Raw genomic sequence first — 21,246 nt, 5'->3', positions numbered from 1 at the left:
TTTTTTCTAGAGCGTCGATAAAATTGTCAATTCATTTTCCGCCACCTTTGTGCGGCAAGTGTTCCAGCCGGATACCCCCGGTGACAAATCTATTTTGCGCTACGTTTTCTGAAGCGACCTCTCGATGGGGCAGGGATATGGCGCACAGGCTTACAACATCGCGCGGCCCAGAGTGCGGTCAATCATGCAGCTTGGAAAAGTCCGCGGGCACGAGCCACTGAGCGATGTAGCGCCCCATCGCCTCGAGCAGCACGTCCGATGTAAGGCCCGATGCGCCGGCCAACGCCGGGCAGACGACCCAGACCGTGCCGTCGTGCTCCATCACGTCAAGCATCTTGGCGAGATCGGCCGGCTGGAGAATTTGCCGCCAGCGTTTCGCTCTCTCCAGATTAAAGGCTTGCACGTAGTCACGCATGTGCCGTTCGCCCAGGCACAGCACGACCTTTGGCCGCCAGCGCGCACGTATTTCGGCGATAAAGCGGAAGCGGCTCCCGGTGCGACACAGGTCAACATAGCGCTGTTTTGGCACCAATACTGGTTGCCCGCGAAACGCCCTCGACCACGGTGTGCCTCCCGCGAGCGTCAAGGGCAGCGGGAAGAGACTCAGCTTGAACTCCGCCCCGTACTGCGCATAGAGGTGGCGTTCAAAATAGCGCTTCCAATCGCATTCGCTTTCCGGCCGCTGATACGTCTCCGAGCGTGCCGCAGACATAATGCGTGCGATCTTCTGATGGCTTTGCCACCGGCCCATGCTGTCACGATGACGCTCACGAAAAGCTTCGTCCCAGGCTTTGGGGAACGCGCACGGAATCAGTGGCGAGACGAGTGATTCCTTCCATGGCTGAGGATTGCGATCACAGATCCAGACCGCAGCGGCTGGATTACCACCGTCCATTCCTACATAGGAGGCAAAGTACGCGTCCAATTGCTCCCCCGAAAAATATTTGTTCTGCTCTATATCCATTTCTTCAATTTTCAGTGTTTGCCTAAGGCACCGATTTGCATAATTATTTTTAATAATCAGAAGATCCCAACGAACCAATCCGCGCCAGTTTTATAGTGACGAGCATAGATTCCGGCTTCCGCGTGCTTTATCCCGCTTTCGCGCGGTTCCCGGGGCAGTTTTAGCGCTCAAGATCGGAGGCTCCCAGGACTGCTACGAAATTGTCCCCTCTGGCAAGTGGCGGATTGTCGAAGCCAAACAGCCTCAACCGTGACGCCGTGCTCTTGATATAAGTTGAAATTCCCGTTCCTGTATTAATTCTTTACTTTGTTATTAGATTTTCCATACAAACGACTGCAGATATTTCAGCAGCCTGTTAGCGTGGTCAATAGACATCCTGATCACGGTTGCTCGAATAATTTATAGGCCGGCGCAGAGTTTTGGGGAGAGGCGACGGAAATGCATCCCTCTATCTGGGGGGATTGGCTCAACTCAGCTTTCCCTACCCACGCAGGGTACCGGCGGATGTGGCCGCACCGCACTATTCGCACGAACCCGGGCATTGGCGGCTGGTGTTCGCGCCAATACGAATTTCCCAATATTCCGCTTTCGCAAGCCCGGACCTCTCCTCCTGGGCGCTCTGTGCTGGAAACCCCAAGGTCTTTAACACTCCCCCTCTGCCCGTCAAGTTGGCGCCATGGGCCGAATCTCCTTGCAGATCAAAGACTTGGATGAAACGAAGCGAAAGTGTCACTGCCGTACCCACACCGGCCTGGATATACACCAGCTTCTTGCGCTGGTATGGATGGTCGATAGCGTCGGCGACCGCGCTAACACCGTCTCCGCCAAGTACGCGCCGGCCGGCGCCCCGCAGTCGATTATTGATCGCATGGCCAAGGAGACTGCCGCAGCCACGGGCAACTCCGACGTCGCGAAGAAGCTGACGAACCTTGGCTTCGTGCCGGCAGGCGGAACCTCTGGTGAATTCCGTAAGCTGATCGACGCGATATGACGGTTATGCCGAGATCGTCAAGGCGGGCAAGATCACCCTTGATTGAGGGCGCCGGCAGTGCGTTGGCCTGACAGTGCCCTGCCAAGGCATCGCCCCGTCGTTGGAAAAACCGGTGGCGGCCAATGAGATGTGCGATCAGTTCACTGGCGGTTCCAACGCCGTACTTGCGCATTAAGCGAGCACGATGCGCCTCCTGTCAAACTGCAGTATGTAACTTCTGCGCCGCTTCGGCATCCCCAGTTTCAATCGCCGGCACAGCCGCGAAATTCCGTCGGGGATCATCAACTCGACGGTGGCCCACAACGGCCGAATTAGGGTCGTCTAGCACACCTCGATACCCCCTGTTCGGTGGAACCTGTGCCCAGGGCATTCCACGAAAGAATGGGTGTTATTCGTCAGCGGTACCTACCGACGTAAGCGGTCTTATCCCAAGATGGTGTCCAAGACGAACCCAATTCGCCTGTCCCAGACGATACCCACGTAACCAATGGAGATCTAAGATGGCACTTCAAGACAAACTCGACGCCTTCAAAGCAGACTTCAAGGCTGGCAAGCCGCCTTACAACGCTCCGCCGGAAATTCACCCGATCATGGAACGTGCCACGGCAGAGCTCATCGCCAGCGGCCAAGCATCGCGAGCGATCAAGGCCGGCGACCGTGCCCCCCAATTCCGTTTGCTTGACCAAGAGGGCAATGAGGTTTCCTCTACAGAACTCCTCGCCCAAGGTCCGCTCATCGTGAGCTTCTACCGTGGAGTATGGTGTCCGTACTGCAATATCGAACTTCAAGCTCTGAATGAAGTGCTTCCGAAGTTCAAAGCCTTGGGAGCAAATGTCGTTGCCATCTCGCCGCAGACGGCAGTAAATAGCCGCAAATCGGTTCGAACGAACGAACTTGGCTTCCCTGTGCTGAGCGACGTCAAGAATGAAACTGCCGCCGCGTTCGGCCTGCGCTTCAACCTGCCCGACTACCTCGTTGATCTGTACAAGATGCTCAAGAACGATCTGCCTGCGTTTAACGGTGATCCGAGCTGGACGCTGCCGATGCCGGCGCGTTATGTAATCGGCCAGGACGGCGTGGTGCTCTATTCGGAAGTGAATCCGGATTACACGCATCGTCCCGATCCTTCGGAGATCTTCCCGGTCCTGGAGAAGGCGGCGCAGCGCACCTGAGATTACGCTCGCCTCACGGTTAGGGGGCTGGAACCGCTGCCATGCGCGCTCCGACTTCGCTGGCGCTCCGGCACCAGCGCGGCGCTGCATGGCGAGCGCTCCGCCGCAGCGAGGTCGCGCGCCCTTTCCGATAGGCGTTCCTGAGCGCCCGACCGCTTCCTCTGGCACTTATTGTCCGACACGGTCGTCGTTCGGTGCGACTGGTCCAACTGAACATTGTATGTACAACGTTTTTGCGTTTTCGACACCAAACAGCGTGAAGGTTCCCATCGCTCTTGAGGAGCTTGGGGTTCCCTATAAGCTGCATGCTGTGAACGTGCGCCAGGGCGAGCAAAAAAGCGAGAGCTTTCTCGAGCTCAACCCTAATGCAAAGGTGCCCGTGCTTAACGACACCGACCGGGCGATTGTCCTAAGCGAATCAGCCGCCATCCTGGTCTACCTCGCAGAGAAACATGGCAAGCTTCTTTCGCAGAGCCCTGTCACCCGGGCACGAACCTTTGAGCAGCTCTTTGTACACGCGTCGGGGTTGAGTCCAGCCTTCGGACAAGCCGGTTACTTCCAGAAGTTTGCGCCTGAACACCTTCCGCTCGCCGTTGAGCGGTTCGTCACCGAATCCAAGCGTCAGCTGAGCCTTCTTGATGGCGTTCTGGAGCGTGGAGAGTTTGTTGCCGGTAACGAATTCTCGATCGCCGACATTGCTCATTTTGGGTGGATCTGGCGCCGCGGCTTTCCTGACTTGACACTAGACGATGTACCTAACGTCCAGCGTTGGTACGAAGCTGTGCAACGCCGCCCTGCAGTCGTGATGGCAATAGAGAAAGTCGAGAGCCTGGTCCCTTTGGCCGCGTGATGATGTTGCGTGCACGTTTCCGGAACAGACCTACTTCCAAGGAGAGCTCGTGGATCGACTATTAAACAAAACAGCCGTCATAACCGGTGGAAACAGCGGCATTGGCCTCGCCACGGCGAAGCGGTTCGTTGCCGAGGGTGCCTATGTATTCATAGTCGGTCGCCGGCAGGAGGAACTCGAGCGGGCGGCCGCAGAAATCGGTCGGAATGTCACCGCGGTCAAAGCCGATGTGACAAAGCTCGAAGACCTGGACCGACTTTACGCGATTGTGCGTGAGAAACGGGGTAGTATCGACGTACTATTTGCGAATTCCGGAGCAATCGAGCAAAAGACACTTGAGGAGATTACTCCGGAACACTATGACAGGACTTTCGATGTCAACGTTCGGGGATTGATCTTCACCGTGCAGAAGGCACTTCCTCTGCTGCGAGACGGCGGCAGCGTGATCCTGACAAGCTCGGTAGCCGGCGTCCTAGGATTACAGGCGCACGACACGTATAGTGCCGCCAAGGCAGCGGTAAGGTCGCTCGCGAGGACATGGACCACTGAGTTGAAAGGTCGCGGCATTCGTGTCAACGCGGTAAGCCCAGGGGCGATCGACACGCCTATCATCGAAAACCAGGTCTCTACACAGGAAGAAGCTGACGAGCTGCGTGCGAAATTTGCAGCTGCGACGCCCCTGGGTCGCGTCGGACGACCTGAAGAGCTGGCAGCGGCTGTGCTATTTCTTGCATCGGACGACAGTAGCTACGTAGCCGGCATTGAGCTGTTTGTGGACGGTGGATTGACCCAGGTCTAAGCGCGATCAAGGATGGATGCCGCGGCAACCTCGTGGCATCCATAACTACGCCAGCCGATTTCGCATCGCATGACTTCATTGTTTGAAGCCAGAGCAGAAGTAATCGAGTATGGACGTTTCGCAGAGATGAAGCGGAAGTTTCCCTGTCCTTCTTGGGCCGCTTGTCGCTGAACGCCACGGAGGGCGTGCGTGAAGCTGTCCTCGCAGGCGCCGACCTTGCCGTCGTCTCCGAATAGAGGTTTGAAAAAGAGCTCCGATGCGGTCATATCAGGCCTGTCTTGGAAGACTGGCGCCTACCGCCATGCGAATTATGGGCGGTCATTCCTGCGGGCCGCATGCAATGGAAGTGAATCCCGCGAGCGATTGGAGGAGACATGCTTGCATCATGGCGCGAAACCGCAAGCTGCGAATGTCGGCGATGCTGGCACCGGTAGCGCATTGCCATAGCCTCAGGGCGACTGTGCGGCCAAAATCGTCTCAACAAATGCCACGAACGCCCGAGCCTTTGAAGTTACCAGTCGTCCGGAGGGAAAAAGCGCCCAGAGATCTATGGGCGGCAATCTCCAGTCCGTGAGTACTGCTCGAACTTTTCCTGCCGAGAGCTCGGGAGAAAACATCCATTGCGAGGCAACGGCGAGACCGATATCTCCAAGTACCGCCGTCCGAATCCCTTCTGCCGCGCTAACGCGGACCCTCCCCGAAACGACCACCGAGACCTCTCTGCTTCCCTGGCTGAAAGCCCACGTTTCGCCGCCCCCACGCTGCGAGTAAACAATCGCCTCGTGCTGGCTGAGGTCGGCCGGTGTCACCGGGACGCCGGCCACCTCGAAATATCGCGGCGTGCCGACTACAACTCTGGGACTCTGCGCAATATGGCGCGCCGTCATGCTAGAGTCCTCCAACGATCCCATGCGGAATGCTACGTCCACGCCCTCTTCCAGCAGATCGACATTCCTGTCGTCCAGCAAAATATCGATCTCGAGGTGCGGGTGCTCATCCATGAACGCTTTCAGCGCAGGCAGAATATGCAGGCGCGCGAATGTAACAGCCGCACATACGCGAAGTCGCCCGGAAAGACCCGCAGATGAATCCCGTGCTGCCTGCTCGGCCTCGGCCGCTTCCTCCAGCGCCCGTTTAGCGCGATCATAGAATCTCAGCCCGGCATCGGTCGTCGTGAGACCACGTGTCGAGCGAAGGAGCAGGCGTGTACCAAGATACTCCTCAAGTTGCGCGACGGATTTTGAAACTCCCGGTTGGCCCAGGTTAAGCCGTTTTGCAGCGCCCGAGAAAGAACCCGCCTCGACGACGCTGACGAACGTTTCCATTGCTCCAAAGCGGTCCATCCGTTCCTCCTTCCAGAATCATCGGTATTCTATTTGGAACGGCGCATCTCGTGTTTCCGCGTTGGGACCGCGGGCGCTCTGTCGGGGGCAATGATGAAAGCATCCGAATGGTCGGGTGGAGCAGACATCGCAGCTAGGACGGGCGCGGCGCCGTGGCGGGCCAGCCCCCGGAGAAATCAATCACCGCACCGGTCAGGGATCTTGTTGGGTCGTAGCCAGGAACGAAAACAACTTCACCGATCTCTTCCGGCCTCCCCAGCCGCCCAATCGGCACATAAGCATCAACGTAAGCCTTGCCGCGAGGACTTTCCACAAAGATGGAGCGAGGGTAGTAGGCCTCGCTGTAAAGGAAATTTGGGCACCGCCGAATCGGCCTCAAAAGGGAAACAGGCGGAATCAGGGCGATGTGGTGCGCCAACTGCCAACTGTTGCCACTGCACCCGCCAGGCCAGGTTTTCGGGTAGCGGCGAGAACGGTATGGGCCGCGCTTGTTCCTGCCGCAAGGCAACCCAGCCGCTAGGCCCATGGCAACCCCGATCGCCCTTGATCGCGGACGAAAGTAAACGACTGGGGTTGGCTGTCCCATAGGTCGGCGCATTGCAGGCGTCGTGGTCATCTGCGGCTTGCCGGGAGGGCGGGCTCGCGGTTCGTCCTCCCCGGCTGCTAAGTCAGTTCGCTGGGGGGAAATCCAGGTCCGTGTCGTTGACGCGATTAAACGTGTTTGTGAACACGGTCAGGCCGATCGTCAGTGCGATGTCCGCCAGTTGCGCATCGGTGTACCCCGCGCTGCGAATCGCGGTGAATTCCTCATTGCTGATAGTCCCGCTCGTCTCATGGATCGCTCGAACGAATTGAATCAGCGCGTCACGCTTCGCGTCGCCAGTGGACTGGCCGGCACGAATCCAGCGAACCGTTTCGGGTGATAGTCCCGCCATCTTGCCAAGCATGACATGTGCAGCAATGCAGTAGTCGCAACCGGTCAACTCGCTGACTAGCAGCTTAATCGTCTCCAGGTCTTGCTTGCTAAGGCTGCCGGCTGCGAGAGCCCCCTCTGCGTTCAGTACTGCCTCAAGCGTGGCGGGCGCAATGTGACCGAGCGCCGCGAAAAGGTTGGGCACGCTACCGCCCGTCGCGCGCTTGACCTGTGCATAGACTTCAGCGGTGGCACCAACTGCTGAATCGATTGCTGGTACGGTAATACGGCTCATCATTGACTCCTGAAGAAATCGGTTAGGTGAGGCTTTAGTGTAGGCATGCCGAATGATCTTGCCGAGGCCGCATTGACTCATAAGAGTGCTCCAAAGGCTCAGGTCGCGGAATCATGTCCCCCTCCTAAAGATTGGCTGAGCAGACTGCTTGAAATCATGACTGTCACAGGTCAACTCGACGATGTGCCTACGGCTCGCCATGGCACATCGTCTATGAGGAGTCCCAGCTGGGCATTCCATACCATGTCGTGCTCAACGGCTCGGCGATTCTCGACGGGCCGGCCAACACCGCGCCAGTTGTGCTTCAGGCGGGTGATATCGTGCTATTGCCACACGGCTCGGCGCACACGCTCCACGACGGAAGTGGCCGCCTGGCCGTGCCCGCGCGCGTTCGAAGCGACGTCAACGTTACGGTCAGTGAGAACGACGGCCAAGGGGAACCGCTCGACATGCTCTGCGGCCGCTTCTTTGTCGCTCCTCCACATGATCGATTGGCGCGCGAGTTTCTACCGACAGCACTTGTGGTTAGAGCATCGGAATCTGAACCGGCGGGCAGCACGCAGGCGCGACTCACGAGCCTTATGGAACTGTGCGGGCTGAATCCCTGGGATTTCGCCTGGGCGGGCATGCGATGCTTAACGCGCTGTCGACGATGTTGTTTGCGCTGAGCATGCGTTTAGCGAGCGAATCGGACCAACCCCCTAACCGGTCTTCTGGGCTTGGCGGGGCATCCGCGGTTAGCGCCAGCGATTTCCGCGAACTTCAACGAGCCCGCGTTTCCGTGGACGGTGCCCGAGCTCGCACAGCGCTGCAATATGTCGCGCGCGACTCTTTAGCGCGTTTGCCGCCAAACTCATTCGAACGGCGAGTAGCAAGTCATGGGCGGTGCGTCCGAAGCTTTGCTGGAACTGCCGCATGAACGATCCCATGACGAAGGTTGCAGAAAGCTGTCGGATATCAATCGGTCGCCGCATTCCGGCGAGCATTTACTGAGCTGCTGGGCATGACGCCCGCCCAGTGGCGTCGAACCATCGGCGCTCCGTCGCATTCGGATGAGCGTGCAGATGATGATGGTCTTCCTTTGGACGAGTCGACCGCAGCCGGGTACGAGCCGGCGGAGTAGGTGAGCGGGACGTTCGCTCGCGGCGCCGGAAGGAGCCACCCGGGGCCACGCAGTGACTGTGCCGTCGAGACTGACGCGAGCGAGCTTGCACCGACGGCCCTAGACCAGCGACTTTCCGATCGACGCTCCGCCGTCGACGAAAAGCGTCTGACCTGTGATGAACGCAGCGTCTTCTGCCAGCAGGTGGCTTCGCGACTGTGTCGCCCTTGACGACAAGCGTTTTGTCCTTACCGGGGCGCAAGTGCCACAGGTGCGTTGGGCGCACGAGCGCTCACCGCTGCCAATGGAAACCAGTCTTTCCGGCGTGTTCGCTGTTGGCGACGCAAGAAGCGGCTCCGTCAACCGGGTCGCCGCCGCTGTAGGGGAAGGCGCCGCAGCGGTCCAGTCGCTTCACCAGTTTTTCGCGTGGTAATGCGAAGGACACCTTTGTATGGTGGTCGCAAGGCTTCCGCCCGCATAGCATTCTAACTGCCTCGCAACAGCGAGACCCGGTGCTTCTTCCCGAGCCCGCCGGCAACGTGGGCTCTTTTTTTGCCTCATCAATTTCTGGAGGAGGTGACCCGGCGAGCTTTGGACCGTTAGGACGCCTCCTAGGAATGGAAGTTATTACTTAGTACGCGGCGGAGGCGCGCTCGAGGTGCCAAGTAGCGGAAGAGGTATCGCGTGATACTTTTGAGCAGCATCTTGATTACTCTGGGCCTAAACAAGCTCACGCGCAAGACATATAGTACAGCTCACCAACAACCTCTCTTTGGAGTCAAGGATGACCAGACATCATCGAGGTATCCAAAATCCTCTTGGCAACGCTGTACGCCATATGGCCGCTGCAGCGCTGGTTGCAGTAAGCGCGAGCTCTTTCGCTGCTCAAACGGTTGAACCAGATGTGAGCCTGCAAACTTCTTCCGTCGCCAAGCTTTTCGGCGAGCGAGCTTCATCCGTTGACGGTGTGCGCGAGGTCCGAGTTACTTCGCAAACCAAAGCGATTCCGGTACACGCGGGAGAAACGGTCCGTTTTGACTTCGGACCTACGTCGGCGGGTTGGACCTTCGCGGCCCGCCCAGGAAACACGGCTGTAGAACTGGTCAGTCTGTTCCCCGATATCTCTGCAGCCAGAGGTGTCTGGATCCACCAGAACGGGTCCAACGCATTTGCTCGCCATTGAAGACTAGCAGCAAGGTCGACTGTAAAGGATTCACCCTTCCCTTCATTGGAAGCGAACAGCCAGCATAGCTTTCCCAATTCCGAAACGATACCACTCGAGGTCCATCATGAAACTGCTCACCAAAGCAATTGTTGCAAGCACCATTGCCTTAACGCTCGGCGCGGCAACCACCGTTGCGCACGCAATGCAAGGCGACTACCCGTATGAGAAGAACGCCCACATCGCCGGCGCTCGGGGCCCTCATGCGTATGCCGGACGCACCGTTACGGATAAACGCGATCCGTTTGTCGACGGTGCTCGTTCCGTTACTGATCGACGTGACCCCTTCTCCGATGGAGCGCGGTCGATAACCGAGCCGCGCAGTGCGTTCGCTGACGGCACGTAGGACGGGAATGGGAACCTTCGTCGCAACCGTGACAATTGTTCCCTTCATCCCTGATGGATGCGCGGAATCAGCCCGTGGATTCCCTGCAATGATCGGTCCCGTTGCGTTTCTGATGAAGGACGTCGTCCTGCTTGCTGTAGCCGTCTACCTCCTCAAGGAAGATCGACAAGGGGCATTCAACCGTATTCCGCACACATCTAGTCGCAGAGTCTGAATGGAAGCTCATGCTTCTGTCCATGAAAGATCAAATTTCTGTGACGACGTAGAGGCGATTCACAGAAGTGCTCTCGCGGACGCCCCATAGGCGTGCCCGTCAGTCCACGAACTGAATCCGTGAATTCACGGGCACACCCACGGGTTTCCCCTCGGAAGAAGTCGTCGATTCCGACTGACATCGAAATCTCGTGCGATCGGAGTCGCTGCCACTCCGCCGCGCCTGGTGATGCGTGGTCGCTGCTGCCGCCTAATGGCGAATCAGCTCGGCCTGCAGTCCAGGAAATGATGGTGGCAAACCGTCTTCGTCCGGGAAGCAACCGGTAAAGGCAATCTCAAGGAGTTCATCATGATGACAATGAAGATGGCAATCGCTGCCTTCACCCTCTCCCTCCTCGGTGTGTCCACCGCGTCGAGCGCCCCCAACAAGGACGCAGGTCCGGCGCAATCCGCATCCGCCGTGGCAGTCAGCAAGGCCGCAACGCTGTTCGGCAGCCAGGCGCCAGCCGGCACGGCGACGCGAACGGTTGTCCTGACACCGGGCATGAACAGCGTCCGCGTGAACTCAGGCGAAACGGTGGCCTTCCGTGTCGGCGAAAAGGCGATCGAATGGACGTTCATCGAGGCACTGAATGGTGGCTCGCTGGAACTCGCCCTGCTGTTCCCGGAAGCACCGCAGGCCAACGGTGTCTATGTGTACATCTCGCCAAGCCAGATCTTTACCGGAGGGTGACGGGCCCTGGCGGGGGAACCGGACTGGGCGGCTGCCTATGGTGCCCGCCTCATCGCCTGCGGCCAGGGTCCGCGCGTGCTCCAGTACCGCCTTGCGTTCGCTCGCGGCCGCGGCGCGCGCAATGAAGATGGTCACCGGCGTGCTCACCAAGGATCGAGGCAGCCTGCTGACGTTCTACGACTATGTGTTGGCCGAGCACTGACAGCACATCCGAACCATCAATGCGATTGAATCAACCTTCGCGACCGTGCGTCATCGCACGACCCGCACACGCAATTGCGTGTACCGAACGGACCCTCCTTAGCCTGGCCTTCAAGCTGATCGAGGAAGCCGAGAAAACCTAGCGCGTATCAACGGTGCCGAACACATCGAACTGCTCTTGAAGGGTGTCCCCTCCCAGGACGGAACTCCGGAGAAAATCGGCCCCGATCAGCCCTCGGACACCAGCTTTGACAATATCTCGAACCGGCGTCCACCTGACCGATCTCTTTTTGGATCTGCTTGGAAGGGTATCTGAAGTCTATGCGACGTCCCCTCGAATCGGTAAGGCTGTAGCAATACGATCTCCCTGCAACTGCGCTTCGAGTCCGGAGCGACCGGCTCCATGAACTCCGTTCTGGAGACGCTCTCTATATGCGCCTTGCGGTTTTCGGGTCGGCTGGCTGGGCAGATGTACGAAATCTCGAACACCCAGATGCGCGGGGTTCAAGTACTCTGGAAGTGAAGATGACTAGCGGCTACGAACGACTACTCACGTTTGATTGGAGCGACGCAGTACAGAGGAAAACCTTGAGGGTTCCATCACGTCTACTGCGAGAATGAGCTCAAAAAGCCCACACTGGCACCGCTATACCAACGTATGGTGCCTTGCCCCCCCACAATCACTAACATTGGCGGATTGCAAATGCTATGTGCTCTACGACGAAGAGATTCGCTACCCCCAGCCAGGCTACCTCGACCGCCGTGGTCAAAGACTCCCGCTACTGTTGCTTCTCAGGCGGAACCCCCGGTTATCAATTCCATGAAGAGCGGATGAGCAACCTTGTGAAACGTTCGACTCGCATCCAACTGCGACAAACTTACTCGCCAGGAACGAACAACCCAATACGGAGCGGAACAGGACGACAGCGAGGAGGCGTCCCGTTGGAAGAAAATCACCATGTTCCCGGTGGAAACTTGTGGGACGGCTGCGACGAGCTTAGATTTTGCTTCGCAAAAGCCTCGTCTTCCTCACGTCGTCCCGCTTCCAGATGGTCAGACGACCAACGCAACCGTATCGCTCGTCGAGCGCCATTCAACCGGCACCGTAGTCCTGTCTTGGCGAGATGCAACTGGAAGTTGCTACGGTAACCAGAGTTGGCGCAAAGGGCGTGCCAAGATGAACGGTAAATGCGCTGTTTGCGGGAAACGAATAGTTTGTGGAGATTTAGTGTTTCGCCCAACCTTGGGTAGTAGCCGTCCAGGCAATGCGTCGGCGATGATCCTGGCAAAGTGTCTGGAATCTCTGCTGCCTGACTCGGAGACTTCAGGCGGCTCCTGCCGCCACCCGAGAGGCGCGAGTTCGTAATTGAGCCAATACGCTGAGCGTGATCACGCCGGTAACCGGCCGCATGCGCGCAGGCGGCCGTACAGCGCGAGAACAAGATGACGAAAAACTGTAGTGAGAGGAGGGGTTATCAAAGGAACGGGCGGCGACCGGCTATGAGCCGTATTCTCATGATGATTCTTTTCTGTCCCGTCCAATTCCGAGCGCATCAGCCTTCCTAACTAAGTCCGCGACAGATTTTACCATCATCTTCCTCATGGTCATTCCGCGATGCCCCTTAACTGTGATCTCACTTAGATTCATCTCAGAGGCAATTTGTTTGTTCATCATTCCGGAGACAACTAGCGCCATTACTTCCCTCTCACGTTTAGTTAGAGTGTTATAAGCTGCGCGAAGCGATGCCATCGACTCTTCTTCGGCTAAGCGCATTCTATCGAAGGCCAGCGCCTGATTAACTGCATCGAGAAGATGGCCGGCTTGGAAAGGCTTGAGAAGGAAATCGAAGGCTCCGGCCTTCATTGCCTTGGCGCAAGTCCTGACATCTCCTTGGCCTGTTACAAACACAACTGGCATTCTCAGCCCATAACTCGGCATCGCTCTCTGAAATTCCAGTCCACACGCATTGTGGATGTTCACGTCGAGCAGAAGACAGCTCGGTATGTTGGATGCTCCAAAATCGACAAATTCCTGCGGGGATTTAAAAGATTCAGAGTGCAAGCCAGCAGACCGAAGTAGCTTATATGTAGATAGACACACAGATTCGTCATCATCGACGACGTAGACGATGGATCGGTTGCTCATGTTCATGAAGATTTTAGTTGGAGTACAGAGGCGGCACACGCACAGCGGAAAGCGTGCCCAACGTCATAGACACCGACGAGCAGCGGCGCATCGCATGAAAGGGCCTCCCACGCCCCATTCATGCGGGGTATGCAGCATAGTCTCGATGAATTTCGATCGCAGCAATACGCACCTTCGTATGGGTGATGCTCTCCAGATGATGCTATGGTCGGCAGGTCTTCGTGAAGCACGGAGCTGCTCCAGATTGCAGGAAAGAGCAAAAATCAGGGTCCTTCCCGGTCGCTGTAACTCTGGTCCGAGGAACAGATCCGTGCCGCGGGGCCTCCTGGAAAATAGCCATGAAGACAAAGATCAAGCATATCAAGTCAGCGTGGCGCTATGTCGCCAAGAAATGAATGCACGCTGCGACCCTGCCGAAAAGTGCCGTATTGCGCTTAGAAGCACAGCGGATTCCACAGCATGCGCGGTGACTAGTAGACGAGAAAGTCCGGCTATCCCACTGGCACAACGAACTGATACTTGCTCGTGAAGCAAAACAGAATTGAATAATTATCGCCATTGCTTCCCCGCTTCCCTTGTCGATACAATGTGATGACTCTCAACCACGCTTGCTTAAAAGGAGATGTGACGATGAATATCCCCGAAGATCGTATGTACACTGAGACGCATGAGTGGGCCCGCCTAGAACCGGACAGAACTATGGCAGTGGGGATTACCGAGCATGCCCAGGACTCGTTAGGCGACATTGTTGGAGTGGAACTACCCGAGATGGGAAGAGCAGTCACGGCTGCAGAGTCCGTCGCAACGGTGGAGTCCGTTAAGGCCGCATCAGATATTCACTCGCCGATCTCCGGTGAGATCGTTGCCATCAACCATGAGGCGATCGCCGACCCGGGGCGGGTAAATTCGGCCCCCTACGACACTTGGCTGTTCCGGGTAAAGCCATCGAAAGAGGCCGAGTTCGTCAGCTTAATGGCCGGGCAAGCCTACGCTGAAGCAGTCGGTGACTAATTTGCATCGATCAACTTCACTCGGTCGGGCGCAAGGAATGATATATGGATCTCTCTTCGGTTGAGGCTTTCGTTCGGGTTGCAGAGGCGAAAAGCTTCACCGAAGCCGCCCGGGCGATGGGGCTGACAAGTTCTGGAGTAAGCCGAGCCGTTAGCCGACTCGAGGGGCAAACAGGCGTTTTGCTCCTGAACCGGACAACGCGGAACGTCGGCCTTACTGCTGAAGGCGCAGCGTTCTTTGAACGCTGCCGCGGAATTCTTGCGGGCCTGAAGAGGGCAGAGGTGGAGTTGCTGGAATCTGCCAACGGTCCAACTGGAAAATTGAGAATTTCGGCTCCAGTCAGTTATGGAAGATCCATATTGGTTCCAATGATGCCGCGTTTCCAGCGGCTCCATCCCAAGATAATAGTCGAGACACGCCTGTCTGACGGCATCGTGGACCTTGCGGATGACGGCTTTGACCTGGCAATCAGAGTGGGGGAACTGATCCCCCCTAAGCTGGCATCCTGCCGCCTTGGCGTTACGAAGTGGATTGCTTGCGCCAGTCCAGACTACCTTCGCGAGCGCGGCTTCCCGCAGGTGCCTGACGATCTATTTGACCATGATTGCGTCGCATACTTTTCTCCCAGCACCCGGCGGTTTCATGACTGGCAATTCTCACATGGAGGCAGGGTCTGGGCCTTGAAGATTGGGGACACTGCGCGTCATGTCATTGACTACTGCGATGCGCTCGTGGACGCTGCTTTGGCCGGGGCGGGTGTCGTCTATTTGCACGAATACGTTGTTGAACGCTACGTCAACAGTGGCGCGCTGTTGAAGATTCTCGCAGAGTTCAAGACGCCTGAGCGGTCAATTCAAGCTCTTTACCCGGCCGCGCGCGGCCTATCGCCAAAGATTGGCGCATTCATTGATTATGCTCTCAATGGCGTCGAATCAGCTGTTACTCGAAAGATCGCAGTCGCGTAGGAAGTGCTCTCTTACTCAGCGAATAGGGGCACAAAGCACCGGCTAACACGGGGTTGGTGCCGCGCGAATTTCGCGGCGCCACCCAACCCTTGATCGTGCCTAGACTCGGACCAGTCCACCGTGCACAAAGAGCTCAATTCCGGCTATAACACTACCGCCGTCCCGCAGTTGGGGGAAGCGCTTTCTGCACTGTGGAGATCAGTCCCCGAACATTGACATCGAAAGTCTTGTCATAGTGTTCAGGATTAATCTCTTCTATCGTCTTATGCTCCATCGCTCCCGAGTTCTCAAAAGAATGTCGATGTTTCCCCGTTGCTCACGCTCAATTGACTACAGTCGGTCTAAGTCCTCAAGCTATGTTACGTCGGCCTTGACCGACGTGACGTTCCGGCCAATTTCTGCGGCAGCCCGCTCGAGTTCCTCCCGCCGGCGATCGACGATGAAAACGTAGGCGCCTTCATCAACAAACCCCTTCGCTGTAGCGAGACCGATGCCGCTGTTTCCACCGGTTATGGCCGCTGTCTTGTTCAATAATAAGTCCATGGGAGTTTCCTTATTGAATCGCCGGCATGATGGGGCCAATCTGTCGCCGACGTCGCGTAGTCCAATGCGTCGCGTTATCCGGACGCTGTTGGGTCGCTCTTGCGACGAGAAGTGGCAGATTCAGGCGCTTGACCGGACCCAGCGAGGCCTGCCGTTGACGCGAGGTCGCTGTCAGACGATCACTCACGACTACAAGCGTCATGGTGTGACGACCTTGTTCGCGGCGATAAACACCCGCGATGGAAGCATCATTGATCAGCGCATGACAAAGCATCGACACCAAGAGTGGCTGCGCTTCTTGCGGCAGATTTATCGAAGTACGCCCAAGGACCGTGAGCTTCATTTGATTGCTGACAACTATGCACCCCACAAGCGCCCCAATGTGAAAGCGTGGCTCGACAAACACCCCACGATTTCACATGCATTTCACCCCCACCAGCGCCTCCTGGCTGAACATGGTCGAACGCTTCTTTCGTGACCACTCGGAGAACCAATTGCGGCGAGCGGCTTTTCGCTCGGTACCCGGATTGGTCAGCACCATCGGGCAATACATGGAGACACACAATCGTGATCCGAAACCGTTCATCTTGACCGCCAATGCTTCTGACATCTTTGCGGAAGTCACGTTGGTCATGCCAACGGTATTTAGGCTTGCCGGACGCCGGTCGATCGTCATGCATGTCGATACACGACGCATGCCGGTTGGGTTAAACGGAGTTGCGTACCGTCGGGCCTTGACCGTGCACAGTCTCGATAGAATTTGTTGCTATCCGAAGGGAGTAATGGAGCAAGCACCGCGGGTGGGAAGCGCGTATTCCTCCCCGCAACCCTCAATGAACTCAATTTGGTTCAGCATTCCCAAGGTATCCTGGACAAATCCAACGAAGGCGCGAGCCTTAGCGCTCGCCATACGGCCCGCCGGAATAATGGCCCATAGTTCGCATTGGGGGAGACGCCAGTCTTCGAGGACTGGCCTGACAAGGCCGCAACGGAGCTCTCTCTCAAACGTCCATTCCGAGACCACGCCAAGGCCGGTGCCAGCGAGGACAGCTTCACGAACGCCCTCCGTAGCATTCACCGACAGACGACCGGAGAATGACAGAGAAATCTCTGCTTCACCTTTGCGAAAGGTCCATAATCGATCATCCCCTTTCTGGCTTGAGACAATAAAATGATGCGACGCGAGTTCGGCTGGTGTAGTTGGGACACCTGCCGTGGCGAAATATTCTGGGGACCCAACTATGAGGCGGCGAGCCTCTCCCAACTTGCGCGCAATAACGCCAGAATTGGCCAAGGAACCAACTCGAAGTGCAACGTCGACTCCTTGTTCGAGTGGGTCCACACTTCGGTCATCGAGAATCACGTCTAGCGACAGTTGCGGGTGTTTATCTAGAAATCGGCCTATCGCAGGGATGATGTGCAGCCTAGCGAATGTCACGTCGGTACTGACGCGAATCCGCCCAGTGAGACTGGTACCTTCTCTATAGGCGACATGTTCCGCCTCCTCGACGTCCAACATAATGCGCTTGGCATACTGGTAGAACGCCTCGCCCGCATCGGTAGGTGTTAGCCCCCGAGTCGAACGGAGCAGAAGCCTGACGGAAAGGCGTTGCTCCAACGTGGCAATAGCCTTTGAAACGGTGGGCTGTCCGACGCCCATCGAACGCGCAGCGGTCGAGAAGGAGCCAGTCTCTATCACCTTGATGAAGGTCTCTATCGCCGTCAGTCGGTCCAATTCGATCTCTCCATCTTATCTCTAGGCAAAAGGCCGCGCTTGCGGCTTGCCCCACGGGTTTAGAACAGCCTCACCGAGAAGCATAGCCGCTTCACTGACGCGCCCGCAAGCATACATTAGTGTCGATTCAGCGCCCCATAGCCAAGATTGCATCGTGTCGGACCTTACCTTAGTAACGCGAGCCTGTTCGGTAAGATTCCGTTGCGAGTTGCAAGACTCGAGAAAAAATGTGTCGGGGGAGCTTCGGTTTTTACCCAACCTTCCACCAAAAGAAAATCACTATTTCACCGCGTAGTCATTGTGCGCTCTTGCGACGATGTGCCAGAATCCCTTTCGTTTCATTGTGGCGGGGGAACCGAAAGACAAGAGGCGTCGCCATTGAAGCAGGCGATCCATCGTCATGAGCTTTTGCTCATTCGCATCGCGCATGCTCAATGATTTTTTTCCACCTCCTCACTAAAGCGCCCAAGAGGAGATGCACGAAATAACAAGGATCATGAAGGAATGAACAACCGTCTAGCCTTCTTGGCGGCCATGTCGCTTTTACCCGTGGGGGCCCACGCCCAGAGCAGCGTCACGCTGTATGGTGTCGTCGACGATGGCATCGAATATATCAACCACCTGCCCAAGTCTGGAGGTGGCAGCGGCTCGGCGCTGCGCATGTCGGCGGGCAACCAGTCGACCTCGCGCTGGGGAATCCGTGGCCGCGAAGAGCTTGGCAGCGGCCTTGCTGCCGTGTTTCAACTCGAGAGCGGCTTCGATGCAGACACGGGGGTTGCTAACCAGGGTGGACGCCTATTCGGACGGCAGGCTTATGTGGGCCTGGCCAACCGCTATGGCACGCTGAGCTTCGGCCGCCATCAGAACCTGGTCTACGATTTTTCCACGCCGTACGACCCGATAGCGGTTTCCACGCGTTACTCTTTGCTCTCACACGATCGCTGGATGTCGAGTCGATCAGACAACTCCATTAAATTCACCGGTCAGTCTGGCACGATCTACTACGGCCTGCTCTACAGTACCGGCTACAACAGCACGGCCGGTGGCGAAATTCCTGGCGCGCCCAAAGCAGGACGTGAAGTGAGCGGTGCGATTGGCTACACCTCCGGCCCGCTCACTGCGCGAGTGTTTTACGACGAGTTACGCGGAAGCACGCTGGCCTTGGACAAAAATACCGAACGCCGTGCGGCGATTGGCGGTATTTATTCAATCGGGGCAGCAAAGATCTACGCGGGCTATCGCTGGTACTACGGAAACTACCAGACGAGCGAACTTCGCACCAACCTGTACTGGCTCGGAGTTCAATACCAGGCTACCCCAAATCTTTCCGTCACAGGGGCTGCTTACTACACCGACGTGCACAATACTGCCGCCGATCCGTTCAGCTTCGTGCTGAAATCGTCATACACATTCTCCAAGCGCACCGATCTGTACGCCGTACTTGGCTACGTCTGGAACCGACATGCCTCAAGCCTCGGCCTCGGCGGTTTCGGGCCGTCGCTAACCAGCGTGTCGAACACGCTCACCACCACGGCAGAGCAGACCGTGGCTGGCCAGAGCCAGCTTGGTGCGGTGATCGGGATTCGCCACCGATTCTGACGGCTCAGGCCTCGCACAAAACAAGTCTCGCTTCGGCGGGATTTGTTTTGGTCCGTGCAGAACGTCAGGCACCGCATCTAGCCGAGGTGTAACTTGGTTATGGACATCGCGGAGCGCTCCGGGGAGCCTTTCAGCAAGTTTCGTCTCAAGTGATGTCGGAGCGACGCAGTGGCCCGTACGGCCTGCATTGGCGCCCTTCTCTGCCTCATGCGGGGCTCTTTAGTACGCGGCGGGGGCGCGCTCGAGGTGCCAAGTAACGGAAGAGGTATCACGTGATACTTTTGAGCAGCATCTTGATTACCCTGGGCCTAAACAAGCTCACGCGCAAGACATACAGTACAGCTCACCAACAACCTCTCTTTGGAGTCAAGGATGACCAGACATCATCGAGGTATCCAAGATCCTCTTGGCAACGCTGTACGCCATATGGCCGTGCCGCGCTGGTTGCAGTAACCGAGCCGCGCAGTGCATTCGCTGACGGCACGTAGGGGACGGGGAAGCTGTCGGGTTCAGGCTTGAACCAAAGCGGCTTCGGCTGTTCCCAGCATCCCTTCCAAATAGCAAACGGCAGGATCGTCCCGGACGTTTCGCTTAACTCAATTTTTACAGTATCGTAAAGCTTCGACTTTTTTTGGAAATATAGAAATGGACTCCATTGTCAACAAGCTATCAATTCTTCTTAAGAAGGACACTGACTATCACATAGTTCGAGCGTCAATGGTAATCATGTTCTTCTTCTTTGGATATCAGAAGTGGTTCGAGTATGAGGCCGAAGTTCTGATTCCGTATATTAGCAACGGCCCACTCATTTCGTGGATGTACCCGGTATTCGGGGTTCGCGGCGCGAGTCTATTCCTTGGTATCGCCGAGTGGACGTTCTGTGCTCTTATCCTTGCTGGTTTTTGGAACAAGAAGCTTGGGATTCTTGGCGCGATTGGGTCTGTGGGAACCTTCGTCGCAACCGTGACAATTATTCCCTTCATCCCCGACGGATGGGCGGAATCAGCCGGTGGATTCCCTGCAATGGTTGGCCCAGTTGCTTTTCTGATGAAGGATGTGGTCCTGCTTGCTGTATCGGTCTACCTTCTCAAGGAAGATGTTCATCGACAGGTGGCGCTCAACCGAATTCAGCGTGCCTAATGGGCTAGTTTCCGGGCACCAGTGAGCGGCGCCGACCAATAACGACGTCGTTCTGGAACTAGCGCGACAAGGCGGGGCATCTACCCTGCCTTGTTCTCGTCTTCCGGGGTCGGAGCGCGTCTCCAGCCCACCGCGTACAAGGTGGATTTCTGCAGGTCCGTTTCCTACGGAGCCCCATATCCGATTTCCACCGATCAGACGGTAGAGACAGTCGCAGTCCTAGCGGCTGCAGCCACGTCGCTGGAGCTGCATTTCCCGGTGGCATTGCCTTAGGTAACGCGGTCGCATCGCGTTACCTAAGGCAATGCCACCGGGAAATGCTTGCAATGCTGATTATTGAGCTTTCCATAGCATCCGCACTTCGAGATCGAGTGGGACGCGTTCATTTCAATTCAGGCAAGGCGCTCGATTTTCGAAGTGCTCCAGAAACACGGCTCGCTTGATCTGCTTGCTGATGATCTCATCCGTATTCGGTTCGACCCAGTGCAACTGGAACACTCGTTTCGCGACATCAACGCCGACTGCGGTAAACTTCATCCGGGTTCTCCTGCCTCAAGTGGTTCATTTCGGTGCCACTTTGGCACATCTGATGCCGTCGGCTTGGAGAAGCCGCTTTCAACCTTGCTCACTCCCCCGACGTAGCCATACGTCAGCCCTTGCGGGGGGAGGCGTTCATTCCATTTTCCTGAAGATCCGGGCAGCCTTCCCCGGAAATCGGTGAAGAGCCAAAAGAAAGCCCGCCTTGCGGGCGGGCTCAAAGGAGGGAGAAGCACCGGGCCTCGCTGCCGCGAGGCACTTGGAATGCTACGCGGACGGGCGCCGGGCCGCAACCATACAAAGGTGTCTTCCGCTGCTGCCACTGATATCGGAACGTGGATTTGCCCCCGTGTCCCCGGACACGGTCACACCCTTAGGTTGATAAGGCCATCGCACGCCTGAACTCCCGCGGCGAGCGGTAATTCA

Annotated in this window: 19 protein-coding genes and 6 pseudogenes; 17 read left to right on the top strand and 8 right to left on the bottom strand. The window is 57.0% G+C overall.

From position 1 onward, the window contains the following. Window positions 1-178: 178 nt before the first annotated feature. On the bottom strand, window positions 179-958 hold the full coding sequence (locus tag ACW4E8_RS32095; protein WP_456808251.1) for a transcriptional regulator: 780 nt from the start codon (window positions 956-958) through the stop codon (window positions 179-181). A gap of 697 nt (window positions 959-1,655) precedes the next feature. Here ACW4E8_RS32095 and ACW4E8_RS32090 point away from each other — a divergent pair. The 4 genes from ACW4E8_RS32090 (at window position 1,656) to ACW4E8_RS32075 (ending at window position 4,776) form a co-directional block, all read left to right on the top strand. Next, the gene (locus tag ACW4E8_RS32090) at window positions 1,656-1,955 is read left to right on the top strand and encodes a hypothetical protein (protein ID WP_456808195.1); all 300 of its coding nucleotides are present in this window, start codon (window positions 1,656-1,658) and stop codon (window positions 1,953-1,955) included. Between the two features lie 500 nt (window positions 1,956-2,455). Further along, window positions 2,456-3,127, top strand: coding sequence for a peroxiredoxin-like family protein (locus ACW4E8_RS32085; protein WP_456808194.1), 672 nt, complete (start codon window positions 2,456-2,458; stop codon window positions 3,125-3,127). A 220-nt stretch (window positions 3,128-3,347) separates the two neighbouring features. After that, the gene (locus ACW4E8_RS32080; RefSeq protein WP_456808193.1) at window positions 3,348-3,977 is read left to right on the top strand and encodes a glutathione S-transferase family protein; all 630 of its coding nucleotides are present in this window, start codon (window positions 3,348-3,350) and stop codon (window positions 3,975-3,977) included. 49 nt (window positions 3,978-4,026) lie between these two features. Continuing rightward, window positions 4,027-4,776, top strand: coding sequence for an SDR family NAD(P)-dependent oxidoreductase (locus tag ACW4E8_RS32075; RefSeq protein ID WP_456808192.1), 750 nt, complete (start codon window positions 4,027-4,029; stop codon window positions 4,774-4,776). Window positions 4,777-5,225: 449 nt separating this feature from the next. Here ACW4E8_RS32075 and ACW4E8_RS32070 read toward each other — a convergent pair whose 3' ends face one another. Further along, the gene (locus ACW4E8_RS32070) at window positions 5,226-6,119 is read right to left on the bottom strand and encodes a LysR family transcriptional regulator (protein ID WP_456808191.1); all 894 of its coding nucleotides are present in this window, start codon (window positions 6,117-6,119) and stop codon (window positions 5,226-5,228) included. 668 nt (window positions 6,120-6,787) lie between these two features. Further along, on the bottom strand, window positions 6,788-7,327 hold the full coding sequence (locus ACW4E8_RS32065) for a carboxymuconolactone decarboxylase family protein (RefSeq protein WP_456808190.1): 540 nt from the start codon (window positions 7,325-7,327) through the stop codon (window positions 6,788-6,790). Between the two features lie 156 nt (window positions 7,328-7,483). Between ACW4E8_RS32065 and ACW4E8_RS32060 the strand changes: the two are divergent. Continuing rightward, window positions 7,484-8,450 (top strand): annotated as a pseudogene (locus ACW4E8_RS32060) (cupin domain-containing protein). A 99-nt stretch (window positions 8,451-8,549) separates the two neighbouring features. On the opposite strand, the pseudogene ACW4E8_RS32055 reads toward ACW4E8_RS32060, so the two are convergent. Beyond that, window positions 8,550-8,633, bottom strand: a pseudogene (locus ACW4E8_RS32055) (SDR family oxidoreductase); the annotation flags it as partial. A gap of 1 nt (window position 8,634) precedes the next feature. On the opposite strand from ACW4E8_RS32055, the pseudogene ACW4E8_RS32050 reads away from it, so the two are divergent. From ACW4E8_RS32050 to ACW4E8_RS32020, 7 genes and pseudogenes are all read left to right on the top strand, one after another. Then, window positions 8,635-8,862: pseudogene (locus ACW4E8_RS32050) on the top strand (copper transporter); the annotation flags it as partial. Window positions 8,863-9,213: 351 nt separating this feature from the next. After that, entirely contained in the window at window positions 9,214-9,612 is a 399-nt protein-coding gene (locus ACW4E8_RS32045; RefSeq protein ID WP_456808189.1) for a CzcE family metal-binding protein, read from the top strand. A 106-nt stretch (window positions 9,613-9,718) separates the two neighbouring features. Next, window positions 9,719-9,997: a hydroxyquinol 1,2-dioxygenase gene (locus ACW4E8_RS32040; RefSeq protein ID WP_456808188.1), complete on the top strand. Its 279-nt coding sequence runs from the start codon at window positions 9,719-9,721 to the stop codon at window positions 9,995-9,997. Window positions 9,998-10,004: 7 nt separating this feature from the next. Next, entirely contained in the window at window positions 10,005-10,211 is a 207-nt protein-coding gene (locus tag ACW4E8_RS32035) for a DUF417 family protein (RefSeq protein WP_456808187.1), read from the top strand. 348 nt (window positions 10,212-10,559) lie between these two features. Further along, the gene (locus ACW4E8_RS32030) at window positions 10,560-10,943 is read left to right on the top strand and encodes a CzcE family metal-binding protein (RefSeq protein WP_456808186.1); all 384 of its coding nucleotides are present in this window, start codon (window positions 10,560-10,562) and stop codon (window positions 10,941-10,943) included. A 142-nt stretch (window positions 10,944-11,085) separates the two neighbouring features. Beyond that, window positions 11,086-11,361: pseudogene (locus tag ACW4E8_RS32025) on the top strand (IS256 family transposase); the annotation flags it as partial. 741 nt (window positions 11,362-12,102) lie between these two features. After that, the gene (locus ACW4E8_RS32020) at window positions 12,103-12,510 is read left to right on the top strand and encodes a DUF3331 domain-containing protein (RefSeq protein ID WP_456808185.1); all 408 of its coding nucleotides are present in this window, start codon (window positions 12,103-12,105) and stop codon (window positions 12,508-12,510) included. 147 nt (window positions 12,511-12,657) lie between these two features. On the opposite strand, the gene ACW4E8_RS32015 is transcribed toward ACW4E8_RS32020, so the two are convergent. After that, window positions 12,658-13,296: a response regulator transcription factor gene (locus ACW4E8_RS32015; RefSeq protein WP_456808184.1), complete on the bottom strand. Its 639-nt coding sequence runs from the start codon at window positions 13,294-13,296 to the stop codon at window positions 12,658-12,660. A 624-nt stretch (window positions 13,297-13,920) separates the two neighbouring features. On the opposite strand from ACW4E8_RS32015, the gene gcvH reads away from it, so the two are divergent. Both gcvH and ACW4E8_RS32005 read left to right on the top strand, forming a co-directional pair. Then, window positions 13,921-14,301 carry a glycine cleavage system protein GcvH gene (gene gcvH, locus ACW4E8_RS32010; protein WP_456808183.1) on the top strand — a complete coding sequence of 127 codons (381 nt, stop codon included), beginning with the start codon at window positions 13,921-13,923 and terminating at the stop codon, window positions 14,299-14,301. A 44-nt stretch (window positions 14,302-14,345) separates the two neighbouring features. After that, window positions 14,346-15,266, top strand: coding sequence for a LysR family transcriptional regulator (locus tag ACW4E8_RS32005; RefSeq protein ID WP_456808182.1), 921 nt, complete (start codon window positions 14,346-14,348; stop codon window positions 15,264-15,266). Window positions 15,267-15,620: 354 nt separating this feature from the next. Here ACW4E8_RS32005 and ACW4E8_RS32000 read toward each other — a convergent pair whose 3' ends face one another. Then, the gene (locus ACW4E8_RS32000) at window positions 15,621-15,809 is read right to left on the bottom strand and encodes an SDR family NAD(P)-dependent oxidoreductase (protein ID WP_456808181.1); all 189 of its coding nucleotides are present in this window, start codon (window positions 15,807-15,809) and stop codon (window positions 15,621-15,623) included. 100 nt (window positions 15,810-15,909) lie between these two features. On the opposite strand from ACW4E8_RS32000, the pseudogene ACW4E8_RS31995 reads away from it, so the two are divergent. Next, a pseudogene (locus ACW4E8_RS31995) lies at window positions 15,910-16,435 on the top strand (IS630 family transposase); the annotation flags it as partial. Between the two features lie 140 nt (window positions 16,436-16,575). Here the strand turns inward: ACW4E8_RS31995 and ACW4E8_RS31990 are convergent. After that, window positions 16,576-17,544 (bottom strand): LysR family transcriptional regulator, encoded by a 969-nt coding sequence (locus ACW4E8_RS31990; RefSeq protein ID WP_456808180.1) that lies wholly within the window; start codon window positions 17,542-17,544, stop codon window positions 16,576-16,578. A 504-nt stretch (window positions 17,545-18,048) separates the two neighbouring features. On the opposite strand from ACW4E8_RS31990, the gene ACW4E8_RS31985 reads away from it, so the two are divergent. Together ACW4E8_RS31985 and ACW4E8_RS31980 are read left to right on the top strand one after the other, a co-directional pair. Beyond that, complete coding sequence (locus tag ACW4E8_RS31985) at window positions 18,049-19,143, top strand: porin (protein ID WP_456808179.1); 1,095 nt, start codon at window positions 18,049-18,051, stop codon at window positions 19,141-19,143. Between the two features lie 645 nt (window positions 19,144-19,788). Then, window positions 19,789-20,283 (top strand): YkgB family protein, encoded by a 495-nt coding sequence (locus ACW4E8_RS31980; protein WP_456808178.1) that lies wholly within the window; start codon window positions 19,789-19,791, stop codon window positions 20,281-20,283. 393 nt (window positions 20,284-20,676) lie between these two features. On the opposite strand, the pseudogene ACW4E8_RS31975 reads toward ACW4E8_RS31980, so the two are convergent. Further along, window positions 20,677-20,820: pseudogene (locus tag ACW4E8_RS31975) on the bottom strand (IS110 family transposase); the annotation flags it as partial. Window positions 20,821-21,246 lie beyond the last annotated feature (426 nt).

It is taken from the genome of Cupriavidus sp. CP313 (assembly GCF_054072015.1).
This window is presented reverse-complemented; position numbering and strand designations above follow the sequence as displayed.

Bases quoted from the DNA above. Each gene is read 5' to 3' on its own strand.
- ACW4E8_RS32085 (WP_456808194.1), top strand. From the start codon at position 2,456: ATGGCACTTCAAGACAAACTCGACGCCTTCAAAGCAGACTTCAAGGCT.
- ACW4E8_RS32080 (WP_456808193.1), top strand. From the start codon at position 3,348: ATGTACAACGTTTTTGCGTTTTCGACACCAAACAGCGTGAAGGTTCCC.
- ACW4E8_RS32070 (WP_456808191.1), bottom strand. From the start codon at position 6,119: ATGGACCGCTTTGGAGCAATGGAAACGTTCGTCAGCGTCGTCGAGGCG.
- ACW4E8_RS32065 (WP_456808190.1), bottom strand. From the start codon at position 7,327: ATGAGCCGTATTACCGTACCAGCAATCGATTCAGCAGTTGGTGCCACC.
- ACW4E8_RS32045 (WP_456808189.1), top strand. From the start codon at position 9,214: ATGACCAGACATCATCGAGGTATCCAAAATCCTCTTGGCAACGCTGTA.
- ACW4E8_RS32040 (WP_456808188.1), top strand. From the start codon at position 9,719: ATGAAACTGCTCACCAAAGCAATTGTTGCAAGCACCATTGCCTTAACG.
- ACW4E8_RS32035 (WP_456808187.1), top strand. From the start codon at position 10,005: ATGGGAACCTTCGTCGCAACCGTGACAATTGTTCCCTTCATCCCTGAT.
- ACW4E8_RS32030 (WP_456808186.1), top strand. From the start codon at position 10,560: ATGATGACAATGAAGATGGCAATCGCTGCCTTCACCCTCTCCCTCCTC.
- ACW4E8_RS32020 (WP_456808185.1), top strand. From the start codon at position 12,103: ATGTTCCCGGTGGAAACTTGTGGGACGGCTGCGACGAGCTTAGATTTT.
- ACW4E8_RS32015 (WP_456808184.1), bottom strand. From the start codon at position 13,296: ATGAACATGAGCAACCGATCCATCGTCTACGTCGTCGATGATGACGAA.
- gcvH (WP_456808183.1), top strand. From the start codon at position 13,921: ATGAATATCCCCGAAGATCGTATGTACACTGAGACGCATGAGTGGGCC.
- ACW4E8_RS32005 (WP_456808182.1), top strand. From the start codon at position 14,346: ATGGATCTCTCTTCGGTTGAGGCTTTCGTTCGGGTTGCAGAGGCGAAA.
- ACW4E8_RS32000 (WP_456808181.1), bottom strand. From the start codon at position 15,809: ATGGACTTATTATTGAACAAGACAGCGGCCATAACCGGTGGAAACAGC.
- ACW4E8_RS31985 (WP_456808179.1), top strand. From the start codon at position 18,049: ATGAACAACCGTCTAGCCTTCTTGGCGGCCATGTCGCTTTTACCCGTG.
- ACW4E8_RS31980 (WP_456808178.1), top strand. From the start codon at position 19,789: ATGGACTCCATTGTCAACAAGCTATCAATTCTTCTTAAGAAGGACACT.